This is a genomic window from Nanohaloarchaea archaeon SW_7_43_1 (assembly GCA_003009795.1).
Taxonomy (GTDB): domain Archaea; phylum Nanohalarchaeota; class Nanosalinia; order Nanosalinales; family Nanosalinaceae; genus SW-4-43-9.
This window is the reverse complement of the sequence record PXPE01000001.1, coordinates 367,031-392,251: the sequence shown is the minus strand read 5'-3', so window position 1 is coordinate 392,251 and position 25,221 is coordinate 367,031. Positions and strand designations below refer to the sequence as shown.

Below are 25,221 nucleotides of genomic sequence, written 5' to 3'. Positions count from 1 at the left end.
AATCCTAGTTATACATAATTATACATGACTGAGATCGAGACTGAGGCAAAGAAATGGGGTAACTCAATAGGCGTCAGGATTCCGAAAAAAGCTGTAGAAGAGGAAGAAATAGAGCCAAATGATACTGTTATAGTGGATATTAAGAAGCTTAAGAGGCCGGATGATGAAGTTTTTGGAATCTTATCGGACTGGGATTTAGATGCCCAAGAAGCTAAAGATGAATTGAGGAAGCACCATGAACGCTGACTATTTCTTTGATACATACGCTATAATAAAAATGGTGGAAGGTAAGGAGAACTATAGAAAATATCATGGAGAACCGATTATAACTTCGCTATACAACATTTATGAATTTAGCTATTATCTACTGAGACAGTATGATAGGAATAAAGCTGAAGAAGTCCTGAACAAACTAAACTATAATCTTATCGAGACTAGAGAGGAAGATCTGATGGCGGCGGCGAACATCAAATTCGAAAACAAGGAACAACAGCTTTCTTACGTTGACTGCATGGGTTACACTCTTGCAGGGAAGAACAATCTCAAGTTCCTTACGGGCGACCAAAAGTTTGAGGATAAGGAGGAAGTCGAATATGTCAAGTAAAATACTCAATTGATACTCTAGACTAAATTTCTGTGTTGAAGATATGATTCGTTTGAATTAGGTAATCTATAGATTGTTTTCCATCATCCATTTCCAGACAGGTGTAACCTGAACTGTCTCTCCGTTGGCCTGTAATTCTTGTTCGGTATCCCAGGTTATAATCCTGAGATCGGAGCATTCCAATGATTTATTTGCTTTTTTCAGTGCCCGGAGCTCTCTTTCTCGTATTTGATCGTTTTCCATGCTGTGACTTACCTGTATCAAAGATTTTACTTCGTCTTTCTGCTTTAAAAGAAAATCCAGTTCTTCTTGGGTGTCATTTTTCCAGCAATAGATTTCTTCACCTGGGTAAGTGTTTTGCCGTCTTTTCAGATGCATGAACACCATGTTTTCCAGTAACTGGCTTTTCTTATCGGAAAAAGCTGTGTAGAGATTTCCAAAACCTGTATCCGGTAGGTAAGCTTTTTTCTGGCTCATTTCTCTGGTTTTAGCGGAGGGATGCCATCTATCCAACATAAACACTCCTACAGTCTCCTCCATGTAGTGAGTATAGTTGTAAACGGTTTCCTTCCCCACTTTGATTCCTTGAGATTTGAGGGTATTGTAAAAGTTGTGAGGACTGAAAGGAGCTGAGAAAGACGAGTAAAGATGCTTGAAAAGTGTATCCAGTACTTTCTCATTCTTTACATTATGCCGTTCCACAAGATCCTTATACAGCGTCAGTTGACGGTATTCCTGAAGAATCTGGGTCTTTACATTCTCATTTTCCTCCTTCACCACTTCAGGAAATCCTCCCCACTCGAGATACTCTTCTAGAAGGTTCTTAATCCTGGCTTCTTCTCTGGAGCTGAGCTGTGGATAGTTCTCAACTGGGAAACCTTTCTGCTTCAAGAACTCTCTGAAAGAATACGACAGCATCAAGTATGAAAGAGTACGGCCTCTCAGCTCTGTAGCTATTTCCTTGCTTAGAAGCGTTGCCGAAGAGCCTGTAACATAAATATTTTCAAAACCTCTGTCATGAAGAGTTCTCACAGCCTTCTCCCAGTTCTCTACGGTCTGAATCTCATCTAAGAAAATATGCATTTCACCGTCACTTGTATCCGGATATATCTCCCAGTGAAGCTTCAAAATCTCTTCAATATCCTTGTAATCCAGATCAGATAACTTGGTATCCTCAAAGTTTAGGTATAAAATCCTATTCTTATCAACACCGTTTTCCATCAATTCTTTCATTATCTGGAACAAGTAGAAGGTCTTACCACTCCTCCGGGAACCGTAAATGGTCAAAATTTTGTCTGTATCGGCCACTTCAAGCTCTCTGTCCGTAAGCTCAGGTAAACTTCTTTCCTGAAAGTCACGTAGATACTGTGAGACAACACTCTGATCCATACTTCTACATAAGGAAATAATCTTTAAATATTTACTTCCCAACAAAACGGATTGATAACTTTTCCAGTTTTTTTCCTAACATATCTCTGCAATTTCTGAGATATCAAAAGTTCAGACAAGTTTCTAATGAAGTTGCGGATCAAGAATGTATGGTCTGATAGTAAGAGTTAATGCTCGTATCTCCCTATCAGCCAGATACTGACCTGGTAAAGCCCCAGAACAGGTAATGTGACGAGGATCTGTGTAATTATATCGGGTGGAGTGGCGACTGCTGAAAGTAAGAGAATAGCTACCACGAAATAGCCTCGGTGTTCTACCATCATCTCTTTATCGATGATGCCGGCGCTGGCAAGTACAACTGAGATAACCGGGAGCTGGAACATTAAACCGGTGAAGGCTGAAAGCTTGACTGCAAAACCAATCGTGTTTTGAAGCCCCCAAACCGCTGTAACATCGGATGTCCGGGTCATCGTCGAGAAAAAGCTTAGAGCCGATTTAACAACAAAATGGTAGGAGAAAACAGCTCCGACAGAGAAAAGAATCAGGGAGAAAGGAAGATAGTTTCTTACCACCCTGTACTCTCTCGGCTTTAAACCGGGTTGAGCAAACTTCAACAATTGTAAAGCAATGAATGGAAGCGCTATTACAAGTCCGGAAAGTAAGGCAATACTGATCCTGGTGTAAAAAACTTCATAGGCGGTTAATGCGTGAAGGCTGAGTGATAGATCCTTTTGAAGCCATCCAAGAATAGTTGGGGAATACATAAAGCCGGCGACTGTAGCAACGGCTAAGGCTAACAAAGAGTTTCTCAACCTTTTCTTCAGTTCAATCAGGTGTTGCTCAACAGGCTGCTTATTCATTATTATCTACTTCAGTCACTTCTTCCGCAGATTCATTAATTTCCTCATGAACCTCATCAGCCTCCTTCATCGACTTCTTAAACTCTTTCTTCGACTCACCTAACGAACGAGCCAGTTTAGGAAGCTTCTTAGGTCCAAGAACTAAAGCAACTAAAGCAGTCACAACAAGTAAAATTTCCGGTGGTCCAAGGAAAGCCATATACAATACTACGGTTTGGTAAGTTAATAAGTTTAGCGTTCTAGTAGGTCCAGGAGTTCTGTAGTGGTTAGGATTGGTACTTGGTCTTGTTGTTGAAGGTCGGTGTCGTCACTCCAAATTGTGGCATTGATGGCTAATGCTGCGGCTATAAATATTGCGTCATCAGGATCGATATTTCCAATTGTTTCTGATGCTTTGCCTTGGTAAGGCTCGAGACGCTCTGTCTCAATGAAGTTGACGTGGTCAAATAAACGGTTTTTAAGATGCTCCAGTTCCCGTTCGGTGAGATTGGATTTATTTTGGATTAGATCGTCGTATTTACCGACTTCTTCTTTGAGTTTGTCTGGCGCATATATTTCGGCTTCGAGGTCTTTGACTAGTTGACGGGTTGTTGAATCGGAAATGAACGCTGAGATCAGTATATTTGAGTCAGCAACCAGTTTCACTCCTTTCGGTCACCGAGGAAATCTTTTCTCATATCTTCGTTGATCTTTTCTGCTATCTCAGCTGCTTCTTCTTCCGTGAGATCGCTGCCTTCCGCTATTTCGTCCATTACTTCGAAGTCTTTCAGACGTTCGATGGTTTCGAGATCGACAATTTTTTGTTCGAATGCATCACGGGCTACTTCGCTCCAATTGATTTCCTGGTGCTCAGACATTCTCTCCTTGAAATCTTCTGGTACTGTAACGGTAACGTTGGCCATGAAAATAATATGTGTAGACACATTTTTAAGTGTTTATGTAGGTCACTGGCGTTTCCGGGCTTGAGCAAGATTTGAGAGTTTAACTGTTTAATTGTTTTACTGTCATGAACGATGAAGTTGTGAAAATGTCACCGAAGGAACAGTTGGTGGTTCCTAAAGAAATACGGGAAGAAACAGGTTTCAAACCTTCGGACCGATTTATCGCCATATCAATGGAAGACGGTATGATGTTTAAGAGGGTCAACCTGGACATTCAAGGAGAGTATGAAAGATTAAGCGAGAAGGTTCAAGACCGTTTAAATGATAAAGAAGTCAGTCGGGACGAAATTGATGATGCAGTAGAATGGGCAAGAGAATAGTACCAGACACTGACGTCCTGATTTCAGCTATTCGGTGAGTTCGCTGCCTACACCAGCATACCTCTCTGAATACGCTAATGCGAGTGGGGGGAAGAACTTGAATACCTATCGATAATTTAGTAGGGTTAAATGCATAATGCGTTCGGCAAATAGTAGGGGAATTTTCTTGTTAGGAATTAGACCAACTCTTTACGGCAATACCTGAGTCCTACATCGGTGGGACTCACCGATCCCCGGGTAAATAAGTGGTTGGCGCTTCCGAACCCGAGCTGGAGCAGTACCTCAAGCATGTATTCAAGGTAGAGATAGGAGTACATGCACTATCAATGTATTCAGTACGGGTTCAGAGAAAGACACTATCTGAAATAATCTGTTACCTTAAGAGCCAAATTTAAACAAAATTTGCTGTAAACATCCGTTACAGAAACCTTGAAATACAGGAAAAATTCTAACTATACATCAGTACTCCAATACTTCTAGATCCTGAATATTTTCAAAATCACTTGTATTCCCTGTGACAATTTTGCTTACCTCATGGCCTAGATATGATCCAGCTATCATGGTATCAGGATGTGATATCCTTGTGCCGTTTCTTTTCTGATTTCTGAGAATCTCCGAAGACCTTATGGCCGAATCCCTGTCAAAACTCACAGTCGGAAAATGAGATACGAAACCTAGAAATTTTTCAACCTCATTATTGTCTAAGTTGCCGCACATAAACTCGTAGACCACGTTCTCGGAGATATGGACGACATCCTTATGTTCCTCCATCCGTTTAACGGCATCTTCTTCACCGTTGAAAAAGTCAATCAGGAATGAAGTATCAACGCCAATCATGCTATCTCCCTTTCATTCCAGTCATCTCTCATATCTTCCCTGACATCCTCAACGCTTTGCAAATCCGCTTCTTCCATAGATCCAGCATACTTCATAACATCAGCTCTTTTCCCTTTCAACGAAAGAATTACGTCTGAAAAACTTTTCTCATCGCCTTTAATCTTCTTCAAAAAGTGATACGCATCATTTGAAATCGTGATATTCTTACTCATAATCCACAAGTACACCCACAAGAATAAAAACCTTTGGATAATTATTCCCACCTATCCCAAACATCCTGCAGAAATATCTAGAAACACAGGAAAACATCGAAATAGTCAAAAACAAGCATGTCACGTTCTAAGAGGTGATGGACGAGCTGAAAAGGAGTTTGTGGTAAGGTATGAACTCTACTGATGTTCCTTCTATTTCTCTGGTTTCCTCGAGTGAGAGGTTGACGATTACCGCTTTTTCCGGCTTTTTTTTAGCTGCGCAGTGACCTGGTAACCTCGGGTTCATTTAGCCTTCTGTATTTTGCTTCTACAGGTAGTTTTTCCTTGTTTTCAGCGGTCAGGACAAAATCCACTTCTGCCCGGGACTTGGTCCACCAGTATTTTACATTAAGTCTTGTGTGCCGTGTCTCTGTTTTGAGGAAGTTGTGGATGAATGTTTCGAACAAGTTCCCGAGCTCGTTGGGTGTGTTCAGGTGATCGAATCTTTGAATGCTGTTTTCCATCTAACTCAAGAAAGTCAGAATCTTGAGTAACAATAGCTCTACTACCCTGCTCAGCGAACTCTAAAATTTTAGAGTCTGGAGTGCTTTCAAGATCAATATCATATACTGTTTTGACATCCACACCTCTACCTTCTAGTTCTTCAACCACGCTTGAAGGAATGTGTTCATCAAACAGAAAAGAAACCTCTGACATTCTATATCTCAACTTAAGCTTTTTCGGCTGCTGCTTTCTCGTTTTCTAAGGAACTTTCACGGCTCTTCCGATCCCTGATTATACCTCTTATCTCCTGCGGATGCCTGTAGTAGAATTCCAGGGCCTTCACAACTTGAAGAGGTTCAAGCTCAAGTTCCCGAGAGATTTTATCAATACTCCAACCATTCTCATAGTATTGAACGATATGAGAGACACCGATTCTGGTGTCTTTGAGCCTGGGTTCTCCGCCGAGATTATCTTCCGTTGAGGCAATTTCAGGTTCTGACATAATCAAATTTTATTACTCGAGTCTTAAATCAGTAATCCCTGAGCCCTGAAATTATGCATTTGAACATGTAAGATGAACCAAGCCCTCAAGCTCAGTGCTGTAACCTATAAAATGGCAGCAAAATAATAAACGAATCAATAATAAAAAAGAATCTTGTTTTCAATACTCCGTAATCAGTCTTCAATCTTTTGATCAATGCTTTCCAGTCGTTGGTTAATCTGTTGTAAAAGGTTTACAACTTCTTCCATACCTTCTTGGTCATTTCTCTCTTTCTCTTCGTACTCTGTCCAGACCTCACCGTTTTCCGGGTTATAAAACATTTCAGCAACTTTACCTGATTTACTCTCCTTTTCCGGAAGCTGATCTACAATAATAGAGTTCTTCTTTTCCTCCTCGGATAGTTTCTCAGGGTTGTTGTGATAAGAGATAATCCTATGTTTATCCTCCTCAACATTTCTAGTTCTAATCGCGACTGACATACTCATCATATGTTAAAATTAAGATTTAAAATCCTGCCCAGTCATCGCCATCCCAGTAAGCCACTGCGCCTTGGTCAATGCTACTGATCTGATGCACCTCATTACCGGTTGAACCACTATACACATACTTACCATTCGGACCAACACCAACACCATAAATTGCGTTATCATGACCAGAATAGACCCAACCCTGACTACCATCATCAACATTTATCTGATGTACCTCATTATCATCAGAAACACTATAAACATAATTATTCCCAGGGCCTGCAACAATATCTCTCACAGTGCTAGAATGACCGGTATATCTCCAGTTCCGACTGCCATCAGTGATGTCTAACTGATGAACCTCATCGTAACCACTATACACATAATTATTCTCAGGGTCCACAGCAACTTCACGTACATAATCAGAATGACCGGTATATTTCCAGTCTGCAGGATTAGGATTGTTCACATCAATCCGGTGAACCTCATTATCATCAGAAACACTATAAACATAATCACCATTCGGACCAGCAGAAACATCATTTACACTGTCTCCATGACCGGTATATCTCCAATTCCGACTACCATCACTGACATCTAACTGATGAACCTCATCATCCCTAGCAGCACTGTAAACATTTTCACCATTCGGACCCGCATCAACACTATCGACAGCAAAAGAGTGACCGGTATATCTCCAACTTCGAGTGGGACCCGATACATTAATCTTATCTACCTGAACATCAGCATCAGTAAAGCTGCCTGTGGCACTATACACGTAATCACCATTCGGACCTACAGCAACACAATTTACAAGTGCATCATTACCGGTATAAGTCCAGCTTTGACTACCATCTGAAGCATCGATCTGATGCACCACATCATCAGTATTGAAATCGCCAGAACCACTATACACGTAATTGCCATTCGGGCCCGCAACAACATCATACACGGTGTCGGAATGACCAGAATAAGTCCAGCCCTGAACGCCGTTGTTCTCGGTCGAATACCATAGATCATTCGCACTTGGACCAGAAGGAGAGCCACCTTGAACCCATAAACGATGACCGTTCACACTGAAAGCATCAATATCACTCTCTCCATTTTCTTGAGGCTGCACAATACTGTATCCAGAAACCAGGGAGGAAACACCTAGAAGACCTGCGCCTAAACCGGTTGACTTCAAAAACTTTCTACGGGACATCAGGTTCCAGGACTTGTTTTCCTCATTCTCTTGGTAATCGGATTCCGCTACATCCTCAATTTTTTCATCAACAAGGTCTTCCACCTCCGATCTCTCGACTCCTATAAAATCATTTTCTTTATCGCTCATCATTAACCCCTCCAATTACTGCCATCCCAATAAACCATAGAACCCTCGTTAATGCTACTGATCTGATGCACCTCATTTTCACTGTTCTGAGAACCACTATACACATAATCACCGTTAGTGCCCACAGCAATATCTTCCACACTGGTAGAATGACCGGTATAAACCCAGCCCCCACTACCATCACTAACACTAATCTGATGGACATCATTATCGTCCGAAGAACAACAATATACATAATTGCCGTTGGGGCCCACAGCAACATCTTCCAAATCAAAAACGGAATTTCTCGAATAAGTCCAGCCCTGACTACCATCACTAACATTGATCTGATGAACCTCCTCATCAGCGGCACTGTACACATAATCACCGTTGACACCCGCAGCAACACCACGCACAGGGCCAGTATTGCTCGAATAAGTCCAGCCCTGACTACCATCACTAACACTAATCTGATGCACCTCATTTTCACTAAATCCAAAACCACTATACACATAATCACTGTTAGGACCCGCAGCAACACTCAGAGAAGAGCTAGAATGACCCGAATAAGTCCAGCCCTGACTACCATCACTAACATTGATCTGATGAACCTCCTCATCATAACTGCCGCTATACACATAATCACCATTCGGACCAACAGCAACATCCCTTACATCGTCAGAATGACCGGTATAAACCCAGCCCCCACTACCATCACTAACACTAATCTGATGAACCTCCTCATCAGTATAACCACCGCCACTGTACACATATTCACCGTTGACACCCGCAGCAACACCATAAACTTCCCCAGAATGACCGGTATAAACCCAGCCCCCACTACCATCACTAACACTAATCTGATGAACCTCCTCATCATAACTGCCGCTATACACATAATCACCATTCGGACCAACGGCAACAACAGCCACAATTTCAGAATGACCGGTGTAAACCCAGCCCTGAACACTGTTGTTCTCGGTCAAATACCACAAATCATTAGGATCCGGACCGGAAGGCTCATCACTTTGAACCCATAAACGATGACCATTCACACTAAAAGCATCAATCTCACTCACACCATCTTCTTGAGGTTGGATAATACTCTGAGCAGAAACCAGAGACGGTAGAGTGATTCCGGAAATCCCTAGACCTGTATACTTGAGAAACTGTCTCCTAGAGATAGAGTGGAAGCCTTTCGTTGCAGTATCTTTAGTATCATCGTTTCGATTCTGAAGCCTTTCCTTGGCTTTTTCCTCAATCAAATCGTTGAGCGCTGACTCCTTAATCCTTACAATCTCATCATCGGTATCACCCACTGTTTTATCACCTCAGACCTACTCCTGTACAACATACTTTTTGAACTGTCCTCATTGGTAACCCTCCCAGTTACTGCCATCCCAGTAAACTATGGAACCCTCCCTAATATTACTGATCTGATGAACCTTATAATCATAGTCACCACTGTACACATAGTTACCATTCTGGCCCGCAGCAACACTCGCAACCCTGTCAGAATGCTCGGTATACACCCAGTCGGGCTGACTAGGATTCGACACATCAATCCGATGAACCTCCTCATCCTGCCTTGCGACGACATATATATAATCACCATTTGGACCTGCAGCAACATCATAGACATTCTTAGAATAACCCGTATACACCCAGCCCTGACTACCATCAACATTTATCTGATGCACTTCACCATAAGAACCACTATACACAAAATTACCATTCGGACCTGTAGCAACACAGTACACTTGGCCAGTATTATCGGTGTAAATCCAGTCTGCTGAACTAGGATTCGACACATCAATCCGATGAACCTCCTCATCCCAAGAACTAGTGTAAACATATTCATTATCAGGACCGACAGCAACATCTGTCACAGAGTCAGAATGGCCATCATAAACCCAGTCTGTTTGAGGGGGATCTGACACATCAATTTTATGCAAATCATAATCCCAAGAACCGCTATACACAAAATCGCCATTCAAGCCCGCAGCAACACTCGCAACCCTGTCAGAATGCTCGGTATACACCCAGTCGGGCTGACTAGGATTCGACACATCAATCCGATGAACCTCCTCATCCCTAGAACCACTGTACACATAATCACCGTTAGGGCCTGCAGCAACACCGTATACAGAGTTAGAATGACCCTCATAAACCCACTCATCAATACTTGGATTCGAAACATCAATCCGATGTACTCCATTATACCAGTCACCACTATAAACATAATCACCACTCGGGCCTACAGCAACATCTCCCACCACACTATTGTTGCCAATATAAACCCATCCTTGACTACCGGCTTCAGAGGTCGAATACCATAAATCACTCACTTCTGGGCCGGAGGGCGCACTATCCTGGACCCATAAACGATGACCATTCACGCTAAAAACATCAACCTCACTCACACCATCGGATTCAGGCTGAACAACACTCCAGCCAGAGGTTAGTGTGGAGAGGCTTAGTGCTCCTATGCCTAGTCCTGATAGCTTCAGCAGTTCTCTTCTTGACAATGCTGTGTCTATTTTCTGTTTGTTGTCGGCGGATTCTTTTTCCTCAACTTTCTCTCTGACTCTTTCCTCTACCTTCTCCTCCAGTTCATGTCTTTTGATCTCTATGTATTCGGTGTCTTGACTCATTCAAGTTTCACCAGTACTTCATCAGTGTCTTCTGCTTTTTCAAGTGATCTTCCAACGGTTGATGACTCGCATTTCTGATTGTGGCTGATTATTTCCCGTAAATCCATCTCCTTGTTTTCCTCAGGGTCAATAACCTTACACGTAGTTGCTTTTCCTTCTACTTTACTTGGAGCTATACGGTCTCCTCTATCTACAGATACTCCTTCTTTCAGCTTGACAGGTACTTTACCTTCCAGTGCTATCGCATGCCCTTCCTCCTCTTCCTCTGTGTTCATGATCTGACCTGGATCCGAAGAGACTACGCCGAAGACCTTCTCCTCAAACTTCTCATCTGTTCTAACCGCCCTGTTATCCCGTTCTTCCGAGATCTTTACAACCTCCGCTGCTTCAAGGTCCTGCGGACTCTGATAGAACTCCGCTAGGTCTCCACCATCCGTGTAAATATTTCCGGTAACCCTCAGATCGTAAGCTGTTCCATCTCTATCACCTAATGTAACTGTATCATCATGTTCGGCTTTCGAGCCGTTGCCTATAGCAACAGAACCTGGTTTGCTTGCAACGGCATCCGGCCCAATCGCAATAGACGCTCTTTGAGAAGCATTTGCACCGATAAAAGGATCGCCGCCAAGATCTGAGCCTAATGCCACGCTGCCTTGCCCTGCGGCATCTGCATAGTATCCAGTCGCTGTCGCGCCATAGGCACTGGCCCTTGCTTGATTTCCAGTCGCTATCGAATTACTGATGGTTGCCTCTGCCTGGCTTCCAGTAGCTATCGCATCACTACCAGAGGCCTCTGCAAAAGCTCCAGTCGCCGTTGCGCGCCGGGCAGTAGCGTCTGCACGGCTTCCAGTCGCCGTGGCACGAATTGCAGTTGCATTTACAAAGTAACCAGTAGCTGTCGCCTCACTGTCAGAGGCCACAGTATAACTCCCAGTAGCTATAGCAGACTGGCCAGTGGCCTCAGCCGAGGCGCCGAATGCTGAGCTTATGACTCCGGTAGCAACAGCACCGGTACCTACAGCAGTCTCATTACCGAAGTTACCAAACCCATCATCGGAACCGTTTGCCAAGGCACCTTTTCCGATCGCCAGTGACTCGTTATTCGTCTCAGTATTTCTGCCTATCTCTATATTTGTATTCGGGCCCGGCTCAATAAAGTCATCGCCATGAACGGTAAGGTTACCGGTGATGTTCACGTCCAGTTCTTGGCCGTCCAGATTACCGAATGTTGCCTCGTAGCTGTTAGGTGCTACAGCATTCGGTCCGATTGCCACCGATGCTTCTTTTTCGGCTTCCGCACCAGTGATGTCGCCGTTTTGAAGGTCACCGCCCAATGCTATACTACCCTTGCCCGAAGCAACTGCTTCAGATCCGGTCGCTGTCGAACTATTGGCAGAGGCATCTGCATTGTGTCCAGTCGCCGTTGCACCAAATGCAGTAGCCTCTGCATAGGCTCCGGTCGTCGTTGATTCCTGAGCGGTAGCATCTGCAACGTATCCAGTTGCTGTTGCATCAAGAGCAGAGGCCTCTGATTGTTCTCCAGTCGCAGTCGCCTGATAGCCAGAGGCATCTGCAAAATATCCAATCGCCGTTGCAAAGCTGGCGGTGGCGCTTGAATCACCTCCAATCGCTGTCGTCTGCCGGGTAGAAGTGGCACTTGCACCCTCTCCAATCGCCGTCGAGCCAATGCCAGTGGCCTCTGCAGAGGCACCAAACGCAGAGCTCCGGGTTCCGGTTGCAGCTGCATCGGTACCTACAGCAGTCTCATTACCAGGATAACCAACTGCATCCGTACCGTCAGCCTGTGCACCTTTACCGATTGCGAGGCTTTCTTCATTTGTTGCAGTATTTCTACCTATCTCGACGTTCGTATCTTCTCCAAATTCTATGGTTCGGTTAGCTACATTCCCTGCGGTCAGGGTTTCTGATAGGTTTTCGGTTTCTCCACTTCCTCCGCTTCCGCCACTTCCTCCTGTTCCGGGCGCCCAAATGTCTCCGTACACCTTAAGATCCTGACCGATGGTGACATTCCCTTTCTGGGTATCGGTCAAATTGTTTCCGGAGGTATCAATATTAGCTGTCTCGTTATCTATCCGTAAACCTGCCTCCGCGTTGTCGCCACTGTAAATCCGGAAGGAACGATCATCAAAACGAAGAGTATGTGGGTCTATGTTACTTCCGCTAACGGTTAGGAAGTCGTTTGCTCCAGGGTTATCAATTCTCATTGCTCCCTCAGTTCTAAGGTCTCCACCTACATCCAACACGCTTCCAGTATTCGATGGGCTGCCTACATCCAATTCTCCGTCAGGTATGTCGACGTTTCCTCCTCCGAGTGTTACTGAGCCAGTTGTATCAAGTATCTGCTGGCCGGTAAGGTTTATATCGGTGTTACCAGCCTCATTCCCTGCTTTCAAAGTCTCAGAGAGGTTACCGCCGGTTGTACCACAGCTGCCGTCACCTAGTAATGTTTCATCAGCGTCACAGTCTGTTCCTCCGACATTGGTAAGCTGGTTATCCCCAAGATTTAGATCGCCGTTCGAAATTTCTACGTTCTGGTTGCTGTCAATACTTACTGCGTTTGTACTGTCTGTCTGTATCTGGCCTGATTGGTTCATATCGATGGTTTCTACATTCGTTACAGGGTTACCTTGCATGTTGATCTGGCCGCTCATTGCATCACCTGAAATATCAAGGAATAGACTGGTGACTGTGTTACCGTTTTTCTCCAGCTGTGATGCATTTATTGTTCCTACGTTCTGGATGTTGTCACCGCTCATATTGAGGTTACCGGTCATCGTATCTCCGCCTTCGTTGACGTAAGTATCATCAGATGCTCCTGTAATAGATTGACAGTTATACGTTCCGTCGCTGTTAACTTTTTTTACAACTTCATCGGACTGACAGTTACCTCCGAAGAAACCATTAATCGAATTAGAATTCATTTTTAGATTACCTGCAACACTTACCTCATCTGTGCCAGGGTCAAGTATAAGATTACCTCCCATCTGGTTCTTTATCCGTAACTGATCTGAGCCACCGGATCCATAACCTATCCAACCTGATCTTGTTCCTGGATTATCGGAGTCAGCATAAAACTCCATATAGCTGTGATCTGTGGAACCTGGTTTCAAAGCAAGGTTTGTTCCTCCCTGGTTTAGATTCAATGTTCCGGTCATTGTATCCCCGCTTTCATCCACAAAGTTTTCATCACTCTCTGCCTCGGTGTAGTACCGGTTATCCAAGTCTTTAGTTGATTGAGTCTGTACATGCCCGAAACCATCAAACGTAAGGTCCTGTAGAACCTGGCCGTCCGAATTCGTAGTATCGCTATCGCTCACTGAGGAGGTATCTGAGTGATTAATTGTTAGTTCCCCACCTAGATTAACAGAACCAGAGTCTATACCTGAGTTAGTATCCGTTGAGAAACCAGTATTTGCCAGCTCCGAATTATCAATCACGTTGTTACCGAGTTCCATATCCTGGAAGTATCCTGTTTTCCATCTTCGGGAAGGAGAACCTATATCAAATGTATCAGAGTAACCTGAAGGCGGTAATAATGAACCGTTAATGTTCAGGTTCTCTACATCTGTATTAGTTATATTGCCCCAAACATCTAGGTTACCCTGAACCTGGACATCGTTTTCGTATACCCACTGTGAAGCTGTAATTGTCTCATCTTCTCCTTTCCGGGGAACAACCGCTGTATTAATCAAAACACTGTCTCCGCTCGTGGTTAGGCCTGTATCAGTATTAACCGATAAAGAAGAACCGCCTCCACCTGAAAGCCCTGTTCCAGCTACACCGGTATTTAACTTGTTTGAAGTTACTTCCTGACCACCTATTTTACTAGAAGTAACCGCTCCATCAGATAACTGGTTGTTATCAACTATACCTGTACCTCCAAGATCATTAATTCCTGTAATATCTGATGAGGCCATATCCAGACCATCATTTATCTTTACATCACCGTTTACATCTAACGCTGCGGAAGGAGTGTTGGTTCCAATACCTAGTTCGATCTCAGAGTTATTCCAGTAAAAGTTATCGCTTCCTGTAATATTTTCCGAATCAATAAAGTAAGCAACCTGGCCTTTCGATCCACCACCGGTCTCTACAGTTCCTCCCGGATTCAAAGACGTACAGCCAATGGTATCACCGATCACCCTGACCGCTTCATTCGAACCACAACCTGATGGATAATCAGTAAGATTCTCCCAACCTAACTCAAGTCCTCCTACCGAAGTTACATTATTCCCGTTCAAATCCAGTTCACCGTTATAGACCTGTTTTTCCCCTGATTCATTCACAGCGAACAAAGGATTCTCACCACTATCCTGTATAATATAATCGTTTGCGGCTCCTAAAGGAGTTGTAGAGATTAGAAGAATTGCTAAAAGCGGTAATGCTCTCGAATATTTCATTTTTAAGCTTTCATTTCCTCTGGCTCGAAATCTACATTCAGGCTGGATATTTCATTGAATCTTTCTGATGCTTCTAGAACCTCTATTCCTACAATTTCTTGATCCTCATCGACATCAACGATTGTCCTTTCATCTATTTTGTTGCTGTCTTTGATGTCACGGTCTGAAAATCGAATGTAGACCGCATCAGCCTCAGAGTCAAAACTTAAATCCATTTTACCTTACCTCCAATAAACTGTTATAACCAGAATTTTATCATCTTCAGGTTTTAAAATTATCTCTATTTCTTTTCCATTGATTGCTTGGATCACCTTCTGTTTATCTCCGTAGGCCTCTTTCCATTTACGGTTCAAAATTCCTTTCTCAACGTCTTTCCTGGAGATAAATCTCTCTCTAATCCTTTGTTTGGCGTGCGATGTATAGGATATTCTCTTATCTTGGTAATCATTCATGGCCCTAATGTCACCACCACATCACCAGAGGAGTCGACTTCCATACGCGTTCCCGAGTTTTCGACAGATGCGGTTCCATCAACATCAAGGTTTTCCTGAGGATCGGCTGTTCCCACGCCAAGCCTAGATACATTATTCACTTGATTACCCAACATGTTGAGATCACCCGTCATTGTATCCCCGGATCTGTTAACATAGACATCAGAAACTTCTTCCGATACATCTACACATTGGAAGCTGCCATCATCTTCTATATTTGCTATGGTCTTTCCGGACGGACACGCCGAATCATAATAGTTTTTGATTGAACTACTAGCCAAGTCAAGGTCTCCACCAAACCCGACATCTCCATCTATGACAACACTGTCATCAACTCCATCACCAATACTCACTATGTTACTTGAAGTTCCGTCTGTAACCGAGTTTCCTCTTAAGTCAAGATCACCGTTTTGAACCTGGACATCACCAGAACTATCCAGTACAAGTTCCGATCCGCCATTACCTGAAACCGATAGTTCAAGAGAGCTTCCGGAAGTACCTTCAAGGCTGTCTACCGTCTCAATACTGTTTTGATTCATATCAACAACATCGTCGAAATTGGCTCCACCACCAACATCCAACGTTTTTCCTGTATTAGAAGGATTTCCAATATCAACATTGCCATTTGGTATACTCACATTGTTATTTCCGTCGAACTTGATGGTATTGGCTCCAGAACCGTCCCGTAATCCATCTACATTCTCTATGTTGTTTTCATTCAGATTAAGATTCTCATTAAGTACTGAGACTCCGTCACCATCTCCATTATTTACCCTAAGTAGATCCTCTGATTGACCAACATCCGTGAATGCTAGATAATTATTGCTGGTATCTGAGGTTATTTTCAAGCCGGTTCCTGATGAATTGATGTCATTGCCGTTCAGATCTATGTTTTCTTCTACGTTGATGCCGCCTCCCACATCCAATGCTTTCCCAGTATTAGAAGGATTTCCAATATCAACATCGCCACTCGGAATCTGGATATCTCCACCTTCCTTTAGTCTTATTATATCTTGTTCGTTCGCAGTATCTATCACAGCCATATCCCCGCCACCGGTCTCTATATCATTACCTGTCATATTGAGATTGGATGTAAGAACAAGTCCGTCAGCGGTAAATTCTTCTGAGTTGTTCAGCTCCGAGTCTCCGATCGCATCCTCTACTATCTCATATCGTGAATCCGTTACACCAATTCCGTCACCAGGTTTACCTATATCAACGCCGTCCACGTTACCCGGATTTTGAATAGGATTTCCTCCCATAACAAGGGCTCCGGTAGGAAGATAGACCTTGCCCCGAATCTCCAGGTTCCCATTCGAATCCTCAAGATGATTTCCATTCATATCAATCGGGTCGAAAAAGTTTATTGGGTCGCCTCCGCCATCAATCGAATATACATTTGTTATAGAACCGTTATCCAGGTTGACGTTTCCGCCTGAGGTATTAATTGAGCCGTTGATTTTCATACCGGTCTCGAACAGAAGGGTATCAATATTTGTTATGTTGTTCCCGTTCATGTTTACATTTGAGTTCTGAATATCCCATTCATCGTTTTGATAATCAAGAATAATCTTCTGTGACTCTCCCTCACCTGAAATATTGTATCCTTCAAGCAAAAGCCCTTTATCTCCTATACCATCATTCAACTGGAGCTGTGAGACATTCCTAATATCTTGGGCCTCCATACCCAGATCAGTATCTATCGGATATATCTGACTTAACGGATGTCTTGGGTCCTGTGCGCCAACATTGGCCACTAGAAACAATGACAAAAATATCGCTAAGATTATTTTTAGATTTTCCACACAGATTACCTTGATACCTATTTTTCAGGCCTTATTTAAACTGGTTTGGATTCCTAGAAAGAATCACTGAACTGAAATACCTGCTGAAATAGTTCGGAACTCCTCCTGTACCGATGCAGTTACGTCATAATAAACTGTCATATTCGTATCCACGACCCGGCTTTCTCCGGACCGAAGTGAGAAAGAATCAACATGTCTATCAAACTCAAATTCAAGCTGGTGATCTGCGTTGTTGGTAAAATTGATTCCGTCTTCCGGCGATATTACCGGTCTAAAGGGTTCAACTCCTTCACTGCCCACAGTTACATCTATAGTCTCTCCCTCTGTAATAACATTTCTCCCATCTTCACCTTGAGAAACTTCTGGAGGACTTGAATAGAGAAAAGCTGTGGCAAATACTGCCGCAAAACCAATAACACCGTAGACCAGCAAATTTTCTACACCTGAATCTAATTTCCGGTCCAGATCCTTTCTGAGATCCTGCAGTTTTTCTTTTTTCTCCTCCATTTTCCCTAACCGTTGTATTCACAGCCTGAAAACTCCTCCAGCTGCGGTACTGTCTGTACTCCCTGTACAGCAGACTCATTTGTTGCAAAAGCCGGTATTCTCTGTATTCCAATCTGTTGAGCCTGATTCAGAATCTGCTCATTATTGACATCAGCATAAATCCCTGACACCATGTTCAGACCTCCCAGAATCTGGATCTGAGTGGCAGTTGATCTTTGAGACCGGTTCCCGAACATTACGACACCTTCATCCTCTAGACAAGAGGAAAAGTTTGTCTGTGCGGAGACTTGTTGTCTGAACTCAGGAAAGTTAGTCATAGCTGTATCCTGAGCTATCATCTCTCCATCTCTCGTCATATAATATGTGGAAAGTTGGTTATTACCGTCTTTTACCTCAACCTTGTACAAACCATTGCTTTCCTCAACATTCACAACCTCGAGATCCTGACCTGAACTCTGCTCTAAAGTCGATACCAGGTCTTGAGCCGCCTCTTCGCTGCCTACAGTACCAGCATTCAATGATAAAAATACCACAACCGAACCTAGAATCAGTCCGGAAACTAGAAAACTAAACGATTTTTTATCAAAACTTTCTTTCATATCTCCGGCTCCAAACGTATCAGGCATACTTAACATATTGTAGTAGCGAGTTTAAAAATCAGGTTTAATAATCAGCAACGGCTAAAAAATCATTAATGAGAAAAACATTCCTGTCCCTTATTTGCATACTTCTTGTATCATCAGTATCCGGACAGATAGAAACTGAGTTCAGAGATCAATGTGAACCACGGGAAGAACCGTTGATATCCATCTCAGATCCCAATAAACGATACAGTCATCCAGCAGAACCCGGTTATTACGATAATAACCTCTGTATTGAAGGCATCTCAGATGTAGACATACAAAAAGAAAGATGTACCGGTACAACAGGTTTCCATTTAAGCAGTAGAGAAGATAACGCACATTTCTCCACATTCGGAGGATACCGGTTAAATGTCTGTACCAGCGAAATGAGTACAAGAACCACCTTAATAGGCGAAACATGTCTAGCTAACGAAACAGAGCTTTTCTCCGTATCAGGACTGGATAACGCTCATGTGGGAGGACCAAGTTTGTTCAACAGACTTGTCTGTGGAAGTTATGCTGAACCTGAAAACATCACCTTGGAGATAGAGTTCAATCTTACTTCAAACGATGATGTCTACTTTGATAATGAGGAAGTTGAAGGTGAACAAAGTTTTGATTCAGCTGATTACCCTGCCATGGTCGCAGAGGGAGATGAATTAGCTTCCGGAATCGTATCAGATGAAATGTCTTCAGCCTCAAGAAGGATTGATGAGGAAAACGTGTATGTAATGAAGTCTGATTCTGCATCTTCTGATTTCATTATACCATTAACCGAAGGAGACCGCAACAAAATCCAGAACCGGAAAGAACTGATCAAACAAAACGAGTTCCTCGAACAGATCAAACCAAGCTTCGCATACGTTTTACCTGAAATCCGGGAGGTAAGAGTAATCTACGATCCGGAAATAGATCTAGATTCCAATATATCATATAGACCTGGAAGATATGACTTTGAAATAACCAAAGAAGGAGAAAACTCAGTAGGTATATACTGATGAAATCCGTAGGTCAGGCAATAAACATTGATTGGACTATCGGCTTATCCCTTTTCCTGATTACAACCCTTTCAGCGGTAATAATAATCTCACAGCCTGAACTACAGGTACTAGACTCATCGGGAATCCAGAACAAGCTTGCAGAGATTTCCTCAAACCTAGAGGAAGAAACCTATATCGAAGGCCGTAAAACCAATCTCTACGTGAGAACACCTGTAGAACTGGAGTATGATATACCTGTCAACCAACCCCATATTTTCCATGGCTCGACTGCGAAAAACTCAGGGTCGATGAATACAACCTCAAACATCAACGTAAGCGGGAAAAACGTGAAAGCTGTAATTGAAGGCAGTAACTCAACCTATGAAATGAGTCACTACGAAGAAAGCATTCTAGATAACACAAGTACGACCAATATTTCAACCAATGGGGATATCTCAAACAGTTTGATAACAGTAAATCCTGAAAACCCCGGACTTACCTCTTTACAGATAGAAGGGAATGAGTTACTAAACGATAATGCAACCTTCCAGTATACAGACTACAGTACTGAAAAAAAGACGATCTCGGCTTCAACCTTCGACGGTAACCTGACAGTTTATGAGGAAACACCGGAGATAATTGTAGAAGATACTCAGACCACAACCTTCTATCTCAAAAACCTTTCAACCCTTTACTGGGAGAACGATAACTCAACCACGCCTCTAGAAGGTCAGGTATCTAAATCAAACCAGACAAAAGGGTTCACAGTTGCATCCAATTACGGAATAAGCTTTATCGGAGATCTAGACGCCAACGTCACGAAATCTGATGGATCTGATGTGGTGAAGGCAGAAATAGAGACTGACAGGCTTAGGATTATGCTTCATAACTCAGATTATGTTGAAGGATGGAAAAGAGCTAAAACGTACAAAGAAGGCGAAATCTATTTCGGTGTATCAGAAAAAATAAGAGGTGCAACCAGGGAAAATATCAGGGAACTAAACACTATTGGACAGCAGGAACTTGAGAAAAAACTGGAGCTCGGAAACCAAGGATACAATATAACATTCGGTTTCGCAGAAGCCGCCAAACAGAAATTCAGAACCATTCAACAGTACATATCAAACCAAGGAGACTGGAATAAAGGAAGTTATACCGGGACTTCAGCAGATAGGAAAAACAATTCAGGTACTTTGGGAATCGGATACAGAGATGGATCAGCAGGCATTGACCTAACCAAAGGCTTGGTAGGATACTGGCGGATGGACAGAGAATCCGGTAATGTCATTGATTATTCCGGTGAAGGAAATGATGGAATACCTGAAAACGGAGTAAATAGAGGAGTTAACGGTACTTTCAGTACTCAATCATTTGACTTTGATGGCACCGATGATTATGTTGATACAGGTATATCAGATAATATTCAGACCGGTGATTTTTCGTTATCTTTATGGATTAATCCTGATTCAAGGCCTTCCTCCGGTCAGAGATTGGTGGAAAAAGATTCAGGCGGTAACGGCTGGGCATTATCTTACGGTGATCCTGGTCAGGGCAGATTAAGGTTTTTTGTGAGGGGAATGGATACCGTCAGTCTTGATACCTCAGATCTGATCAATGTCGGTAACTGGTACCATTTAACCGCGGTATTTGATGATTCTAACAACAATAGGTATATCTACGTGAATGGTGAAAGAAGAGCTTCAGACACTGATGATACCGGTTCCCCTTCAACAAATACCAACTCTATAGCGTTAGGAGCCGAAGCCGATAACGAGACACACTATGATGGAAAACTTGATGAAATCCGGATATACAACCGCAGCCTATCCAACTCTGATGTCGAAGATCTTTACTTCAAAGGTAAAAACGGAAAGTTCGAAGGAAACTATACCAGCAACCGATTTGGAGATAACGATGAGAAAAACTGGACCGAACTGGAGATCAATGCTTCAGTACCTGATGAAACCGCTTTATCAGCACAAATCAATGCCTATAACGAATTCGGGAACCAACTTGGCCGGCAGAACCTGGTTGTCCAGGAAGGACTTAAAAACTACAGTATTGGCGTTAGAGATTCAGAGCAGTTAGAATTAGGTTTCAATGGAACCTCGGAGAATGCATCGAAAAGCTGGGAAGTCCAAAGCTCAAAAGTATTTATTGATCCGGCTAATAATCTAAGCCTTCTGAATGCAGGTAACAATATACCTTTTACAGACACTTTTGTGAGAGACACTGAATCACTTATAATAAACCGTACGGGGGGCTTGGAGCCGATTCAGAACAAAGTGGTGGTTTGGCGATGAGAAAAGGTTTTGTGTACACTCTTGAAGCAGTGATAGCTTCATCATTAATTCTTTCAGTATCAATTTTTGTCATACCGAATACGGTATCAGAGCCTGAACCAAGTTTCGAACCGGTTGAACAAGGCATGCTTTCACTCCAGGACAGAGATCAACTAGGAAATTCTACAAACGAGATAACGGAGAACATAGAACCTTACACGCCGAAAAACTACAACTCCACAGCTAGAATAAACAAAATAAATAGAACTAGACAGAAGATTAACAGCGAACAGGAATACGAACTGGATCAAGGATACAAGAAACTGATTCTCTGGGTTCATTCAACCAATAGCTTCGACGTGAATTATAGAGGTGAAGATGTCTTCAGCTCAAGCAGCGAGGGTTACAATGAGGTAGTCCTCTCCCGAAGATCTGGGTACCTCAACTTCACCGGAGCTCCTTATCTCACCTTTGAGGTACAGAAACAGTACAGCAAGGGAACTGTTCCGGAAGCAGATTCTGTTATCTCCCGAAACCTAGTAGACGGAGCACAAAGAGAAGTCCAGGTGATTATGTGGAAATGAAATCTAAAGGACAGGTTTTCATTATTGCAGCTGTGATATTTGGTTCCCTATTGATCCTCACATTTATATCGATACAGCAGGTCTTCCTGGTAGAAAGAGGTGTAAGCACACAGTTTTACTTTGAAGGGGCTTTAGAACAGCAATCAAAGGTAGTCGATCAGGCAGTGGCGGAAAACTATAGCTCAGGAAATGTAAGAAATGAGCTTTACAGTTTCAACAGTTTTGTGAACTCTACATCTTCATCCAAAGGCATCGATTACTCGGCATTCCAGTTAACTGTTTTGCCCGAAAAGGAGACCGCTGTTCTAATCAATTACAGGGATCAAGATACATCTTACAACTTTTACAATGGTTCATGGACTAATAAGACTCTGGAACCTCTCCAATATGAAGAAATATCTGTATCCGAGGATCGAGAAGAATTCAGATTTGAGGCCGAGAAACTGAATGTTTCAGACAGTTTTAATACCACCAGCCCACTGCTTTTGGGGCATGTAAAAGTAAGTACGGAGTATGAGAGCTGGAGTAATTACATCCTCCGATAATATTTAAGCCGGAATTAACAACAAACAATTATGTCTAAAGGCGTTTCCCAGGTAGCAACCTCCGCTATATACATTGGTGTAACGGTATCAGCCATATCAGTTGCATTGACTGCGGGAGTACCAGCTTTGGAGAACATGCAGGATGCCGCCTCAGTGAGACAGGCCCAAAGCTTTATGCAGGAACTAGATTCTAACGTTCAAACAGTTGTAACAGAGGGAGAAGGATCTACAAGAACGGTTAGCGGGGAATTTGATAAAGGAGAAATATACTTTGACAATGATACAAAAACACTGATATATGAGCTGGAGACAAATGCAGATGTAATATCACCACAAACCACAGCCGGAGAAGGAAACGTGCTTTTAAGCTCTTCTGCAGACGTCAACGTCAGTGAAACAACTGTAGGCGGGACAAATTGTTATATGATGGAAAACGAACATATCAAAGCATGCATCAAGAAAATAGGTAACGAATCAAACCCTGAAAGTATAAACACTTCAGAGCTACTTACCCTCTACGAGTTCAAGGATGAGAACAGAAAACTTAATGCAAACCTCTCAATCGAATTAAACGATAAAAAATCAACAAGCAACGGCACCGGTTATACAACCGCAAACACCGGCGATTTCATAGGAACGGGAGAGGTCCAGGCAACAATCGATAGCAACCTATTTACTTACGATATCTTCTTCAGGCTTCCAACAGGAGCTGACTTCATACAGGTTGATGTACAGAACTACCGACAATAAGCGATATTTGAAGCCTGTATTTCCAATTGATTATTAAGATTTCAACCCGACCACTTTCTACTATGTATTCTGAACAAATCCGGCAAACATTGGAAAAAAAGGATATAGAGCCGGGCGATGAGATCAAAGCCGGTAACAACACAGGCAGACTTATGCCTAAACCAGAAAATGGTGACCCGGAATCAGTTATAATCAAACTTGACAGCGGCTACAATATAGGTGTAAAAACAGACCAAATAGAACTTATAGAGAAAAAAGAAACAGAAGATAGCAACCAAACAGAGATAGAACACTCAAAAGATAGGCCAGATATACTGATTCTCCACACTGGAGGAACTATAGCCTCTAGAGTCTCATACGAGGAAGGAGGGGTAAAACCTGCTTTTGATCCAGAAGCGCTCTTAGAGATGTATCCAGAGCTTGGAGAAATCTGTAACCTGCACTCAAAAGTTATAGCCCAGATGCTCTCCGAAGACATGGAACCGGAACACTGGCAGGAGATAGCCAGAAAAATAGACGAGGAGAAAGATGAGTACGATGGCATAATCATCGGTCATGGAACGGATACAATGCAGTATACCGGTCAAGCCCTCTCGCTTATGCTGAAGGGAATTGATACAGGAGTGATACTGGTAGGTTCTCAGAGGTCATCTGACAGGCCAAGCAGCGATGCCGCTCAAAACCTTTACTCAGCCGCAAAGTTCTTGAAAGATACAGATTTCGAAGGAATCAGTGTATGCATGCATTCCACCGTAGATGACGATTTATGCAGTCTAATGCCAGCAAATAAGATAAGAAAGATGCATACCTCAAGAAGAGATGCATTTGAGACAGTCAACGCACAAAGAATAGGGTTAGTAGACTACCGAGAAGACACGGTAGAAATAGAAAACAAAACAGAGAACAACGAGGAATATGAACCGAAATTCGATCTTGATACTCAGATAGGATATATTAAAGTAAGACCGGGGATGAAACCAGAGGAACTAAATTGGATAAAGAAAAAAGGATATAACGGCGTTATAATTGAGGGTACAGGACTGGGACACATGCCTGTAAACTCATTCGACAGTAAGACAGAACATCACGAAGAAATACTCGAAAAAGTGGAAGAGATAACTGAAAACGCAGTTGTAGTAATGTCTTCAGAATGTATATACGGTAGAACCAACATGAACGTGTACGATGCCGGTTTGAAGATCAAAGAAACCGGAGTAATTGAGGCAAAAGATATGCATCCGGAACTGGCTTACGTAAAGCTGATGTGGTCTCTAGGTCAAGGGGAAGACCTAGAAGAAGCAAAACAAGTTTTCAAGAGCAATATTGCAGGGGAGACACAGAAACGATCGATCTACAATGAGTGAACACAGCCTAGACGAATTTGATAGGAAAGCCAAGAAATTCCTCGAAAACGGGAACAAGCAAAGACTGAGAAACATACTCAGAGAGTTCGCCTTATGCGAGGGATACGACAACGGTATGGAACTTGACAACCCGGAAAGAATAATTAACCTAGCCGGTGTTAATGTAGAAGATATAGAGGATTTCACAGAGTACCAGGTGGCGAAAAACATGGTGAAAGATAGAATAAAAAATGAGAAAAGAAAGGAGAAAAAAGGTGTTTTCCAATTCCTAAGATCCTAGGAGTAACA

General features: G+C 42.8%; 29 protein-coding genes. 10 read left to right on the top strand and 19 right to left on the bottom strand.

The window, feature by feature from the left end; translation table 11 throughout:
- Nucleotides 1-24: 24 nt before the first annotated feature.
- Nucleotides 25-246, top strand: coding sequence for a hypothetical protein (locus BRC29_02270; GenBank protein ID PSG98933.1), 222 nt, complete (start codon nucleotides 25-27; stop codon nucleotides 244-246).
- Nucleotides 236-604, top strand: coding sequence for a hypothetical protein (locus BRC29_02265; protein PSG98932.1), 369 nt, complete (start codon nucleotides 236-238; stop codon nucleotides 602-604). Before BRC29_02270 ends, BRC29_02265 begins: the two co-directional genes overlap by 11 nt.
- A 66-nt stretch (nucleotides 605-670) precedes the next feature.
- Here the strand turns inward: BRC29_02265 and BRC29_02260 are convergent, their stop codons facing one another.
- The 5 genes from BRC29_02260 to BRC29_02240 form a co-directional block, all read right to left on the bottom strand.
- Nucleotides 671-1,993 (bottom strand): AAA family ATPase, encoded by a 1,323-nt coding sequence (locus tag BRC29_02260; protein PSG98931.1) that lies wholly within the window; start codon nucleotides 1,991-1,993, stop codon nucleotides 671-673.
- Between the two features lie 167 nt (nucleotides 1,994-2,160).
- Nucleotides 2,161-2,853 carry a twin-arginine translocase subunit TatC gene (tatC, locus tag BRC29_02255; protein PSG98930.1) on the bottom strand — a complete coding sequence of 231 codons (693 nt, stop codon included), beginning with the start codon at nucleotides 2,851-2,853 and terminating at the stop codon, nucleotides 2,161-2,163.
- Entirely contained in the window at nucleotides 2,846-3,052 is a 207-nt protein-coding gene (locus BRC29_02250; protein PSG98929.1) for a twin-arginine translocase TatA/TatE family subunit, read from the bottom strand. The genes tatC and BRC29_02250 overlap by 8 nt, the downstream gene beginning before the upstream one ends.
- Before the next feature lie 32 nt (nucleotides 3,053-3,084).
- The gene (locus tag BRC29_02245; protein PSG98928.1) at nucleotides 3,085-3,498 is read right to left on the bottom strand and encodes a DNA-binding protein; all 414 of its coding nucleotides are present in this window, start codon (nucleotides 3,496-3,498) and stop codon (nucleotides 3,085-3,087) included.
- Nucleotides 3,495-3,755 carry a hypothetical protein gene (locus BRC29_02240; protein PSG98927.1) on the bottom strand — a complete coding sequence of 87 codons (261 nt, stop codon included), beginning with the start codon at nucleotides 3,753-3,755 and terminating at the stop codon, nucleotides 3,495-3,497. Before BRC29_02240 ends, BRC29_02245 begins: the two co-directional genes overlap by 4 nt.
- A gap of 104 nt (nucleotides 3,756-3,859) precedes the next feature.
- Between BRC29_02240 and BRC29_02235 the strand changes: the two genes are divergently transcribed.
- Entirely contained in the window at nucleotides 3,860-4,114 is a 255-nt protein-coding gene (locus tag BRC29_02235; GenBank protein ID PSG98926.1) for a hypothetical protein, read from the top strand.
- Between the two features lie 459 nt (nucleotides 4,115-4,573).
- On the opposite strand, the gene BRC29_02230 is transcribed toward BRC29_02235, so the two are convergent.
- The 14 genes from BRC29_02230 to BRC29_02165 all read right to left on the bottom strand — a co-directional run bounded on the left by BRC29_02230 (nucleotide 4,574) and on the right by BRC29_02165 (nucleotide 18,431).
- On the bottom strand, nucleotides 4,574-4,951 hold the full coding sequence (locus BRC29_02230; GenBank protein ID PSG98925.1) for a hypothetical protein: 378 nt from the start codon (nucleotides 4,949-4,951) through the stop codon (nucleotides 4,574-4,576).
- Complete coding sequence (locus BRC29_02225) at nucleotides 4,948-5,163, bottom strand: antitoxin (GenBank protein ID PSG98924.1); 216 nt, start codon at nucleotides 5,161-5,163, stop codon at nucleotides 4,948-4,950. Before BRC29_02225 ends, BRC29_02230 begins: the two co-directional genes overlap by 4 nt.
- Before the next feature lie 251 nt (nucleotides 5,164-5,414).
- Nucleotides 5,415-5,666 carry a hypothetical protein gene (locus BRC29_02220; GenBank protein PSG98923.1) on the bottom strand — a complete coding sequence of 84 codons (252 nt, stop codon included), beginning with the start codon at nucleotides 5,664-5,666 and terminating at the stop codon, nucleotides 5,415-5,417.
- Between the two features lie 206 nt (nucleotides 5,667-5,872).
- Complete coding sequence (locus BRC29_02215; GenBank protein PSG98922.1) at nucleotides 5,873-6,148, bottom strand: hypothetical protein; 276 nt, start codon at nucleotides 6,146-6,148, stop codon at nucleotides 5,873-5,875.
- A gap of 173 nt (nucleotides 6,149-6,321) precedes the next feature.
- Entirely contained in the window at nucleotides 6,322-6,627 is a 306-nt protein-coding gene (locus BRC29_02210; protein PSG98921.1) for a hypothetical protein, read from the bottom strand.
- 25 nt (nucleotides 6,628-6,652) lie between these two features.
- Complete coding sequence (locus BRC29_02205; protein ID PSG98920.1) at nucleotides 6,653-7,951, bottom strand: hypothetical protein; 1,299 nt, start codon at nucleotides 7,949-7,951, stop codon at nucleotides 6,653-6,655.
- Nucleotides 7,951-9,246 carry a hypothetical protein gene (locus BRC29_02200; GenBank protein ID PSG98919.1) on the bottom strand — a complete coding sequence of 432 codons (1,296 nt, stop codon included), beginning with the start codon at nucleotides 9,244-9,246 and terminating at the stop codon, nucleotides 7,951-7,953. The genes BRC29_02205 and BRC29_02200 overlap by 1 nt, the downstream gene beginning before the upstream one ends.
- A gap of 51 nt (nucleotides 9,247-9,297) precedes the next feature.
- Nucleotides 9,298-10,581 carry a hypothetical protein gene (locus BRC29_02195; protein ID PSG98918.1) on the bottom strand — a complete coding sequence of 428 codons (1,284 nt, stop codon included), beginning with the start codon at nucleotides 10,579-10,581 and terminating at the stop codon, nucleotides 9,298-9,300.
- On the bottom strand, nucleotides 10,578-15,002 hold the full coding sequence (locus tag BRC29_02190) for a hypothetical protein (protein PSG98917.1): 4,425 nt from the start codon (nucleotides 15,000-15,002) through the stop codon (nucleotides 10,578-10,580). Before BRC29_02190 ends, BRC29_02195 begins: the two co-directional genes overlap by 4 nt.
- Nucleotides 15,003-15,004: 2 nt before the next feature.
- Nucleotides 15,005-15,217, bottom strand: coding sequence for a DUF2283 domain-containing protein (locus BRC29_02185; protein ID PSG98916.1), 213 nt, complete (start codon nucleotides 15,215-15,217; stop codon nucleotides 15,005-15,007).
- Nucleotides 15,218-15,223: 6 nt separating this feature from the next.
- Nucleotides 15,224-15,454: a hypothetical protein gene (locus BRC29_02180; protein PSG98915.1), complete on the bottom strand. Its 231-nt coding sequence runs from the start codon at nucleotides 15,452-15,454 to the stop codon at nucleotides 15,224-15,226.
- Nucleotides 15,451-17,250, bottom strand: coding sequence for a hypothetical protein (locus BRC29_02175; protein PSG98914.1), 1,800 nt, complete (start codon nucleotides 17,248-17,250; stop codon nucleotides 15,451-15,453). Before BRC29_02175 ends, BRC29_02180 begins: the two co-directional genes overlap by 4 nt.
- Before the next feature lie 111 nt (nucleotides 17,251-17,361).
- Nucleotides 17,362-17,805: a hypothetical protein gene (locus tag BRC29_02170; GenBank protein ID PSG98913.1), complete on the bottom strand. Its 444-nt coding sequence runs from the start codon at nucleotides 17,803-17,805 to the stop codon at nucleotides 17,362-17,364.
- Nucleotides 17,806-17,810: 5 nt separating this feature from the next.
- Nucleotides 17,811-18,431, bottom strand: a complete 621-nt coding sequence (locus BRC29_02165) for a hypothetical protein (GenBank protein PSG98912.1) — start codon at nucleotides 18,429-18,431, stop codon at nucleotides 17,811-17,813.
- 68 nt (nucleotides 18,432-18,499) lie between these two features.
- Between BRC29_02165 and BRC29_02160 the strand changes: the two genes are divergently transcribed.
- The 7 genes from BRC29_02160 to BRC29_02130 all read left to right on the top strand — a co-directional run bounded on the left by BRC29_02160 (nucleotide 18,500) and on the right by BRC29_02130 (nucleotide 25,213).
- Nucleotides 18,500-19,426, top strand: a complete 927-nt coding sequence (locus tag BRC29_02160) for a hypothetical protein (GenBank protein PSG98911.1) — start codon at nucleotides 18,500-18,502, stop codon at nucleotides 19,424-19,426.
- Nucleotides 19,426-21,711 carry a hypothetical protein gene (locus BRC29_02155; GenBank protein PSG98910.1) on the top strand — a complete coding sequence of 762 codons (2,286 nt, stop codon included), beginning with the start codon at nucleotides 19,426-19,428 and terminating at the stop codon, nucleotides 21,709-21,711. Before BRC29_02160 ends, BRC29_02155 begins: the two co-directional genes overlap by 1 nt.
- Complete coding sequence (locus BRC29_02150; GenBank protein ID PSG98909.1) at nucleotides 21,708-22,274, top strand: hypothetical protein; 567 nt, start codon at nucleotides 21,708-21,710, stop codon at nucleotides 22,272-22,274. Before BRC29_02155 ends, BRC29_02150 begins: the two co-directional genes overlap by 4 nt.
- Nucleotides 22,271-22,819 (top strand): hypothetical protein, encoded by a 549-nt coding sequence (locus BRC29_02145; protein PSG98908.1) that lies wholly within the window; start codon nucleotides 22,271-22,273, stop codon nucleotides 22,817-22,819. Before BRC29_02150 ends, BRC29_02145 begins: the two co-directional genes overlap by 4 nt.
- Before the next feature lie 30 nt (nucleotides 22,820-22,849).
- Nucleotides 22,850-23,569 carry a hypothetical protein gene (locus BRC29_02140; GenBank protein ID PSG98907.1) on the top strand — a complete coding sequence of 240 codons (720 nt, stop codon included), beginning with the start codon at nucleotides 22,850-22,852 and terminating at the stop codon, nucleotides 23,567-23,569.
- Nucleotides 23,570-23,631: 62 nt separating this feature from the next.
- A complete protein-coding gene (locus tag BRC29_02135) occupies nucleotides 23,632-24,933 on the top strand; it encodes a Glu-tRNA(Gln) amidotransferase GatDE subunit D (GenBank protein ID PSG98906.1) in 1,302 nt (433 codons plus the stop codon).
- The gene (locus tag BRC29_02130; protein PSG98905.1) at nucleotides 24,926-25,213 is read left to right on the top strand and encodes a hypothetical protein; all 288 of its coding nucleotides are present in this window, start codon (nucleotides 24,926-24,928) and stop codon (nucleotides 25,211-25,213) included. The genes BRC29_02135 and BRC29_02130 overlap by 8 nt, the downstream gene beginning before the upstream one ends.
- Nucleotides 25,214-25,221: the final 8 nt, after the last annotated feature.